This window comes from Paracoccus sp. SSK6, assembly GCF_039770665.1.
Classification (GTDB): Bacteria; Pseudomonadota; Alphaproteobacteria; order Rhodobacterales; family Rhodobacteraceae; genus Paracoccus.
Genome location: NZ_JBDPNJ010000053.1, coordinates 1 through 7589, shown reverse-complemented (window position 1 = coordinate 7589; position 7589 = coordinate 1). Strand labels below are relative to the sequence as shown.

At 69.0% G+C, this 7589-nt stretch carries 11 protein-coding genes; 4 read left to right on the top strand and 7 right to left on the bottom strand.

What is annotated here, in order from left to right; all coding sequences use genetic code 11:
• On the bottom strand, positions 1 to 183 hold a 183-nt coding region (locus tag AAIL68_RS16890; RefSeq protein WP_347140926.1), incomplete at its 3' end, for a hypothetical protein.
• Entirely contained in the window at positions 183 to 548 is a 366-nt protein-coding gene (locus AAIL68_RS16885) for a hypothetical protein (RefSeq protein WP_347140925.1), read from the bottom strand. The genes AAIL68_RS16890 and AAIL68_RS16885, both read right to left, overlap by 1 nt.
• Positions 549 to 828: 280 nt before the next feature.
• On the opposite strand from AAIL68_RS16885, the gene AAIL68_RS16880 reads away from it, so the two are divergent.
• Positions 829 to 1785 (top strand): polyprenyl synthetase family protein, encoded by a 957-nt coding sequence (locus AAIL68_RS16880; RefSeq protein ID WP_347140924.1) that lies wholly within the window; start codon positions 829 to 831, stop codon positions 1783 to 1785.
• A gap of 45 nt (positions 1786 to 1830) precedes the next feature.
• Here the strand turns inward: AAIL68_RS16880 and AAIL68_RS16875 are convergent, their stop codons facing one another.
• The 5 genes from AAIL68_RS16875 to AAIL68_RS16855 form a co-directional block, all read right to left on the bottom strand.
• On the bottom strand, positions 1831 to 2631 hold the full coding sequence (locus AAIL68_RS16875) for a TetR/AcrR family transcriptional regulator (protein ID WP_347140922.1): 801 nt from the start codon (positions 2629 to 2631) through the stop codon (positions 1831 to 1833).
• Between the two features lie 111 nt (positions 2632 to 2742).
• Positions 2743 to 3372: a DUF2585 family protein gene (locus AAIL68_RS16870; RefSeq protein WP_347140921.1), complete on the bottom strand. Its 630-nt coding sequence runs from the start codon at positions 3370 to 3372 to the stop codon at positions 2743 to 2745.
• Positions 3369 to 3728, bottom strand: coding sequence for an FtsX-like permease family protein (locus AAIL68_RS16865; protein WP_347140920.1), 360 nt, complete (start codon positions 3726 to 3728; stop codon positions 3369 to 3371). The genes AAIL68_RS16870 and AAIL68_RS16865 overlap by 4 nt, the downstream gene beginning before the upstream one ends.
• The gene (locus AAIL68_RS16860) at positions 3725 to 4276 is read right to left on the bottom strand and encodes a hypothetical protein (RefSeq protein ID WP_347140918.1); all 552 of its coding nucleotides are present in this window, start codon (positions 4274 to 4276) and stop codon (positions 3725 to 3727) included. The genes AAIL68_RS16865 and AAIL68_RS16860 overlap by 4 nt, the downstream gene beginning before the upstream one ends.
• Before the next feature lie 114 nt (positions 4277 to 4390).
• Positions 4391 to 4828, bottom strand: a complete 438-nt coding sequence (locus AAIL68_RS16855) for a hypothetical protein (protein ID WP_347140917.1) — start codon at positions 4826 to 4828, stop codon at positions 4391 to 4393.
• Between AAIL68_RS16855 and AAIL68_RS16850 the strand changes: the two genes are divergently transcribed.
• From AAIL68_RS16850 to AAIL68_RS16840, 3 genes are all read left to right on the top strand, one after another.
• Entirely contained in the window at positions 4827 to 6062 is a 1236-nt protein-coding gene (locus tag AAIL68_RS16850; RefSeq protein WP_347140916.1) for a glycosyltransferase, read from the top strand. The two genes, AAIL68_RS16855 and AAIL68_RS16850, sit on opposite strands and share 2 nt — an antisense overlap.
• A complete protein-coding gene (gene crtY / locus AAIL68_RS16845) occupies positions 6059 to 7231 on the top strand; it encodes a lycopene beta-cyclase CrtY (protein WP_347140914.1) in 1173 nt (390 codons plus the stop codon). Before AAIL68_RS16850 ends, crtY begins: the two co-directional genes overlap by 4 nt.
• Positions 7228 to 7589: FAD-dependent oxidoreductase (locus AAIL68_RS16840; RefSeq protein WP_347140913.1), on the top strand; the 362-nt coding region annotated here is incomplete at its 3' end. The genes crtY and AAIL68_RS16840, both read left to right, overlap by 4 nt.

Below are 7589 nucleotides of genomic sequence, written 5' to 3'. Positions count from 1 at the left end.
GACGGCATCGACGATTTGGTTATCGGTCGACGTTAAGAACCACAAAGGGCTGCACTCCTCGTCGATCTGGACCGCCATGGGGCGGGCAAAGCCGTCCTCGACGCCGTCCACCCCCAGCATGAGGACTCTGTCGGATTTGAGCGTTTTCCAGAAGCGCGCTTCGATCTGCTTGTCGTCAGCCATCAACTCTCTCTATTGTTTGAATTCAGTGCGATCTGGGCGTGCTGGATCACAGTCCAGTCCTCGTGGGTGCGGCGGCGGTAGACCGAGGTGCAGGCGGCGGAAAATTGCGTCTGGCCACGCCGCGCCGCAATGCGATAGCCAACGACGATCAGCCCTTCCTGAGGCCGGCGCACTTGGCGATCGGCAAACGACACCTCATCCCAAGGCGGCGTGCCGCTGACCGACTCGACCGCAGCCTCGCCCGCAAAGATGTAAGGTCCGAGGCTCAGCGCCATCACGCAGTCGGGATCGACCCGTTCGTGATAGCGCTCGTCGGTTGCATACCAGAGGCTTTCCTCGAACCGCCAAACCCGTTCGTCGTCCATGGTCCACCCTTTTGCCTGATCTCCGGACTCTCAACATCGGCACAGGTCGAGCGTTTCGTGCAGCAGACGATTTTCTCTTCCTTTTGCACCAACTTATCTTAACCTCAGCTTGCTGGAAGCATGATCCTTCGCCTTCTGTTTCCAAAAGGGGCTGCAGCGGTTCGGGTGCGTTGCGTATTGCTCTAACAGCAAGGCGCGCGCTTTTGCGCCGTTCCCGGCTCAAGCGGCGTTGGCTTGGCCAGTCGCCGCCTGCCGAAAGTCGGCGCTTTTCGTTCTCCACATGAGGCGTCATATTCTGTTACAATTGCGTCAGGATAAGTGGGGCTTTCGGATGGATCAGGAATGCGGGCGCTATGCACCCGAAGCCAGCTCTCGGCGCCAGCTCATCGATCTCAGGCTGGCTGAGATAGCGTCAGGCTTTGGCAAGACGTCATCTGGTCTGGGCCAGGCGATGGGCGATGCGACGTTGGCACCCGGCAAGCGTTTTCGGGGCATTCTTCTTCTGATGGCGGGGGAGGCGACGGGCGGTGTTGGAACGGCGCTGATCGACGTTGCCTGCGCGATCGAGCTTGCGCATACCGCCTCCCTGATCTTCGATGATCTTCCCTGCATGGATGATGCCCGCATACGTCGCGGGCGCGCGACCACGCATGTTGCTTTCGGGCAGAGCCGGGCGATCCTAGCAGGTATCGCCCTGGTGACCGAATCGCTGCGCCTGGCAAGCGAGGCCCGCGATACCGACGCAGGGACGCGGGTTCGGTTGACCGGCATCCTGGCGACGGCGCTTGGTCCTTGCGGCCTCTGCGCCGGGCAGGACTTCGATCTGCACGAAGAAAAGACGGCAACCGGTGTCGAGCGCGAGCAGGATCTGAAGACCGGCTCGCTTTTCGCGGCGGGATTCGAGATGCTGGGCTGTGTGCAGCGCCTCGACCCGACGGAGACACAGGCACTCGTCAAGGCGGGACGTGCGCTCGGCCGGGCGTTCCAATGCTATGACGACCTTCTGGACGTGCAGGCGGAAGCGGGGCACCTGGGCAAGGACACCGGCCGGGACACGACCGCACCCGGACCCGCCCGAGGCATGCTGGCGGTGCGCAGCCTGCTTCGGGCGGCGGCGCATTATGACACCCTGCGCTCCGAATTCGACGTAATCTTGGCCGGTTGCCCCTTCGAGACGCGCCCCCTCGCCGATCACATCGCGCGGGTGCTGCCGGTCAGCGCGTCGCTGCGGGCCTGAGCGGTCCCGGTCGGCTGCCTTGCGCTCGGGGCATGCCGCTGCGGTTCAGCCCGCCCGATATGCGCGGATGAAACCATCGGCCACCTGCGCGAGGAAGGCATCGCCATTGAGAGGATAAAGCCTTGCCCCGCCCAGTTCGCCCTGATGCAGCGCCCCCATAAGCAGTGGCGAGGCGAGCGCGAGTGCGGCCATGCGCGTATCCACCGGCCGCATCTCGCCGCGCGCGACATGGGCGTCCAGGCGTTCGGTCAGGGCGATGATGAAAGGTTCGAACATCATGTCGATGAAGCAGGGGCCGAGCAGGTCGTCGCCCATCCCCTCGACCATGCCCATCGCCAGGCTTCCGGCGACGCCCTGGCGCGTCAATGTCTGCCAAGATAGCGCCGCCACCTCGTGCACAGACTCCGCGAAGCCGGGGGCTGGCCTCCGGGTCGGCGCAAGCTGCACCTCGGACCGGCGGCGCGCGTCGGCAAAGACGGCGCGGACGATGTCATCGCGCCTGCCGAAGTAATGCGCCAAGGTCGAGACGCTGCATCCTGCGGCAGCGGCCAGCTCCCGCAGGGTCGGCTGCATTGCGCCGCGTTGCGTCAGGCGCGTCTTCAACCGGTCCAGCAACGCCAACCGGCGCTCCTCGAAGCGGGCGTTCCGGGCGCCTTTCGCCCTCAAGATGAACCTGCACCGGTAAAATACGACATCGTTCCAATCTGCCACGACCTGTTGAGAAAAGATAACGCCCTGTCGCACGGATCGCTGCGGTCCGGCCAGCTGTCTGCGAGCGGCGGCTGCTTCTGTCGATTCAGATGACGAGCGCCCGATGTCAGCGTCGCTGGCGCGCAGCAGGCTCATCGGCATCCTTGACGAACCGGTGGCACCGATGACAGGGGAGCCCCGGCGCCATGGCTTCGTCCCGGTGGGGCGGACAAACGGCAGCGAAAGCCGGGGGACCATGGCCAAAGCCTACCTCGGGATTGGGACAAACAGGCCGCCCACGAATGCGGAAAAGACTGCGATGGCCCACAGCGGCATGTGTCTTGCCACCAGAAAACCCAGGGTGACGAAGGCCGTGTCGCTGAGCGCATTCACGATGCTGTCGCCCCGGCAGGTGCCCGGTCCCGGCGCGCCATTGAAAAGCGCAATCACCCAAGGGGTATTTTCAACCACCTCCCACATGCCGCTGCTGGCGATGGCCGCGAGCAGCCGCTGCCAGAGCGGTCGGAAGAACCAGACTCCCTGCAGAAAGACATACAGCCCGGCGCCGCTCACAGCGTGGGCGAAGGAATAGATGTCGGCCAGGTGCTGAGAGTTGCCCTCGGGCCCGGTGCAGAAGCTCAACCATTGCAACGGTGCTTCGGTGGGCAGCACGTTTCGCCCCAGCGTCCACAGCCACAGCGCGACCGTCCCGTTGACCAGCAGCGCACCCAGGATGAACGTCAGGGCCGGACATGCCTTGAGAGGGGTAGGAACGTCCCCGAATGACCCTTGGACGGGGCCGGTGCAAGGCGTCCGGCTTTCGTCGGGTGCCGGGAACGGGGGTGCCCGTAGGGACTGCGGCCTCGGTCTTCGCTTCCTGCAGGCGCGCCGTCTCATTCGGACGCCCGCAGCAGGGTGGCGGGCCGGGCGCGGGCCGCGCGCAGGGCAAAACCTAATTCGGCTGCCAGTGCTGCCGCCAGTCCGCCCGTCACGACGGCCAGTAGGCCCATCCAGTCCACCTTGTAGCCGAGGCCGAGCAAGAAGCGCGCGACCGCCCAGGCCCCGCCGATACCCGCCAGCGCGGCGACGGCGCCGACCATCAGCCCCAGCAGCCCCGCGCGCAGGGCAAAGCTTGCCAGGACCACGCCCCGCCCTGCCCCCAGCGCGGCAAGCATCGCGGCCTCGTGCCTGCGGCCGCGCGCACCGGCAAGCGCGGTGCCGATCAGCACCGCGAAGCCAGTCAGAAGCGTCATTCCCGCGCCGCCGCGATGCCGTCCAGAAGCCGGCCCACGCTCGCGATCACGTCGCCCACCCGAATGCCGGTCACATTGGGCCAGGCTTGGGCCAGGTCGCGCAGGATCGCGGCCTCGGCCGCAGGTTCGGCATAGACGGTGGCGATCCAGGTGTGAGGGGCGCCCTTCAGCGCGGCAGGGTTCATCGACAGCACGAATCCGATGCCCGCGTTCCTGAAATCGACCTGCCGGAACGAGGCGATGGTGCCGGTGATCTCGCGCCCCAGAATGCTGACGGCAAGGGTGTCGACCAGCTTCAGCCCCTGTTCCGCCCCTTCGTCAGCAGAGAAGCTGACCAGCGGCGGCCCGTCGTAATCAGGGGGCCACCACGCGCCTTGGGTGATCGTGGTGCGCGGCGGGGAGCCGTCGGAATAGGTCACGCTCCGGTCGCCCCGGATCGCCCAGTGGTCGCCCGCCACCTCGGCCGCCGGTCGACCGTTGATCCGGGTGATGACGCTGCGGAGCATGGGCGCGGCCTCGACGCGGGTGACGGCGGGGTCGCGGCGCATCCGGTCGAGAAAGCCCCCCGATCTGGTCGGGCTGGATGTCCACGAAGAAAAACGGGGGCGCCACCTGCGGCAGTTCGCCCGCGATGGCGCGGCGCAGGGTGGCGTCGATCTGCCCTACCGCCGCCAGCACGGCAAGGCCGAGGCCCAGCGACACGACCACCGCCGCGGCCTCGTCCCGGCGCGTGCGCACCGCAGCCAGCGCAGGGTGCAGGGCCGGCCGACTGCCCGCGGCATCAGCAGGCGGGCAAGGAGGGCGGCCAGCCCGCCCAGGGTCCAGAGGGCCAGCCGCGCATTGCCGGAAAACGCCGTGGCGGCGGCCACGAGCGCCAGCACCGCCAGCGCGGTCGCGCCGAGCGCGCGCCATCCGGGCAGCCGCCGCCCCCCGGCCACATCGGCCCGGAACAGGATCGCCGCGGGCGTCCCCGCCGCCCGCGCCAAGGGCCACAGCGTGAAGATCAGCGCGATCAGCATCCCATACAGCGCCGCCTCGGCCAGAGGTCGGGGAAGAGCGGAGCCCGTCCCTCTTGCACAGCAGCATCGCAGCACTATCATGGACAGATCCATGGCCCATATCGCCTTCATGATGCCTGCCTATTACAGCCACGCCGCCGTCCATGGTGCGCTGGGGGCACGGCTGGCTGAGCGCGGCCACCGCATCAGCTTTATTGGCGTGCCCGGATTGGAACGCCATGCCCGCCGCGAAAGCGCCGGGTTCCTGTGCCTTGACGGCCCGGCGGCAGCGGAGCGGGTGGGGCGCGGCCCGGCCGGGTTCGCGCGGCTGCTGCGCGATACCGCCCATGCGACGCAGGCCCATGCCCTGACTGGCCCCGCTCTGCTGCGCGGGGCGGGCGTCGATCTGGCGGTGGTGGACGAGATGGAGCCGGGCGGCAGCCTTGCGGCCGAGGCAGCGGGCATCCCGCGGGTGACGCTGGCCGCCGCGGTCCCGATGCGCCGCGATCCCGGGGTGCCGCCGCCCTTCGTGGGCTGGGACTGGCAGCCGGGCGCGCGCGGCCTGCGGCAGGCTCAGGGCGCCTGGCGGGTGGCCGATTGGCTGATGGCGGCGCAGCGTCGGGTCTTGGCACGGGGATGCGAACACTGGGGTTTGGCCCGGCGCGACCGGCTGTCGGACTGGATCGCGCCCGAGGGTTCCATCGTGCAATGCCCCGCCAGCCTCGACTTTCCCCGCGCCAGACCGCCCGGCATCGCCACCGGCCCGCTGCGCCGGCCGGATACGGCCGCAACGGCCCCGCTGTTCGGAGGCAAGCCTTACGTCTTCGCTTCGCTCGGGACCATCGCAGGGGGGCGACAGGCGCTGCTGGAGCGCATCATCCAGGGGGCGGACGCGGCGGACATCTCGCTCGCACTGGCCCACTGTGGGGGATTGTCCGAGGAGAAAGCCCAAGCCCTGGCTGACCTCGCGCCCGGGCGCATCGACGTGCGCGCCTTCTTCGATCAGCGCCCGACGATCCGGGGAGCGGCGGCGGTCCTCTGTCATGGGGGGGTGAACACGGTTCTGGACGCCGCGACCTTTGGGAAACCGCTGGTCATTCTGCCTTTGGGCAATGACCAGCATGGCGTCGCCGCGCGCCTGCGCCGCCTCGGCGCGGCGCGCATTCTCTCTGCATCCCGCGCCACCCCTGCCGTCTTGGCCGCTGCGCTGCGCGAGGTCTTGGCCGACAACCGTTTCCGCGCTGCCCTGTCGCCGGTGCAGGCCGAGATCGCCCAGGCGGGCGGCGCGGCGCGCGCCGCCGACCTGATCGAGGCGGCGCTGGAGCGGGGTTGGTGAGCGCCGATCTGATCCTCGTCGGCGGCGGGCTGGCCAACGGGCTGATCGCGCTGGCCGTGGCCGCGCAAGACTCGGACCGGCGAATGCTGATGATCGACGACGGCACGGGGGCCGTGTCCGGCGGGCACACCTGGTCCTTTCACGACACCGACCTCGACCCCCGCCAACACCGCTGGATCGCCTCCGCTGTGGCGCACCGCTGGCCGGGGCAGGAAGTGCGCTTTCCCGGCTTCACCCGCGCGCTGCGCACGGGTTACGCCAGCCTGACCGATGCCTCGCTCGGCGCGGCGCTGGACCGCCTGCCGGGGCTTTCGCGCCTGCACGCCCGCGCTGCAGGGATCGGGGCCGATAAGGTCACCCTGGCGGACGGCACCACCCTGCGCGGACCCTGCGTCATCGACGGCACCGGCCGTATCCCGGCCGCGCATCTGGTCCTCGGCTGGCAGAAGTTCGTGGGCATCGAGATCGAGACCGACGCCCCGCACGGCCGCGACGTTCCGATCATCATGGACGCGACCGTCTCGCAGCACGACGGCTATCGCTTTGTCTATACATTGCCGTTCAGCGACCGGCGCATCCTGGTCGAGGACACCCACTATACCGACGGCTCCGCCCTGACCGAGGGCGACCTGGCCGCAGCCATCATAGCCTATGCCGCCGCGCAAGGCTGGCGGGGAACCGAGATCCGGCGCGAACGCGGCGTGCTGCCGATCGCGCTTGCGTTCGACGCCGCGGGCTTCTGGCGGCAGGCGCAGGGCGGCGCGGTGCCCGTGGGCATGCGGGCCGGGCTGTTTCATCCGGTGACAGGCTATTCGCTGCCGCTGGCGGCGCAGGTCGCGGACCGGATCGCGGCCGCTCCGCCCACGACCGCCGCCGCCTTCGCGGCGGTGCGCGATTTCGCGCTGGACACCGCCCGAAGGCAAGGATTCCCGCGCCTTCTGTCGCGGATGCTGTTCCGGGGCGCGCGTCCCGAAGGGCGCCGCGCGGTGCTAGAGCGATTCTACCGCCTGCCGGAGCCGCTGATCGAACGCTTCTATGCCGGCCGCCTGATCGCCGCCGACCGGGCGCGCATCCTGATCGGCAAGCCGCCGATCCCGATCCGCGCTGCCTTGCCCTGCCTGCGCGAAGCCCCGCTGCTGGCCGCCCTGCCCAAGGAACCCGCCCCATGACCGAAGCCCTGCCCGACCGCTGCGACGCGCTGGTGATCGGCGCAGGACTCGGCGGCCTCGCCCTGGCCATCCGCCTGCAATCGGCGGGGCTGAGGACCGTGCTGGTCGAGGCGCGCGACCGCCCCGGCGGGCGCGCCTATGTCTGGCATGACCACGGCCATGTCTTCGATGCCGGTCCCACCGTCATCACCGACCCCGCAACCCTGGCCGAGTTGTGGGCGCTGTCGGGCCGCCGGATCGAGGACGACGTGACGCTGATCCCGGTCGCGCCCTACTACCGGCTGCTCTGGCCCGACGGGACCAGTTTCGAATACGCCAACGACCAGGTCGCAATCGAGGCGGCCATCCGCGCCATCAT

Bases quoted from the DNA above. Each gene is read 5' to 3' on its own strand.
- AAIL68_RS16885 (WP_347140925.1), bottom strand. From the start codon at position 548: ATGGACGACGAACGGGTTTGGCGGTTCGAGGAAAGCCTCTGGTATGCA.
- AAIL68_RS16880 (WP_347140924.1), top strand. From the start codon at position 829: ATGAGGCGTCATATTCTGTTACAATTGCGTCAGGATAAGTGGGGCTTT.
- AAIL68_RS16875 (WP_347140922.1), bottom strand. From the start codon at position 2,631: ATGAGCCTGCTGCGCGCCAGCGACGCTGACATCGGGCGCTCGTCATCT.
- AAIL68_RS16870 (WP_347140921.1), bottom strand. From the start codon at position 3,372: ATGAGACGGCGCGCCTGCAGGAAGCGAAGACCGAGGCCGCAGTCCCTA.
- AAIL68_RS16865 (WP_347140920.1), bottom strand. From the start codon at position 3,728: ATGACGCTTCTGACTGGCTTCGCGGTGCTGATCGGCACCGCGCTTGCC.
- AAIL68_RS16860 (WP_347140918.1), bottom strand. From the start codon at position 4,276: ATGCGCCGCGACCCCGCCGTCACCCGCGTCGAGGCCGCGCCCATGCTC.
- AAIL68_RS16850 (WP_347140916.1), top strand. From the start codon at position 4,827: ATGGACAGATCCATGGCCCATATCGCCTTCATGATGCCTGCCTATTAC.
- AAIL68_RS16855 (WP_347140917.1), bottom strand. From the start codon at position 4,828: ATGATAGTGCTGCGATGCTGCTGTGCAAGAGGGACGGGCTCCGCTCTT.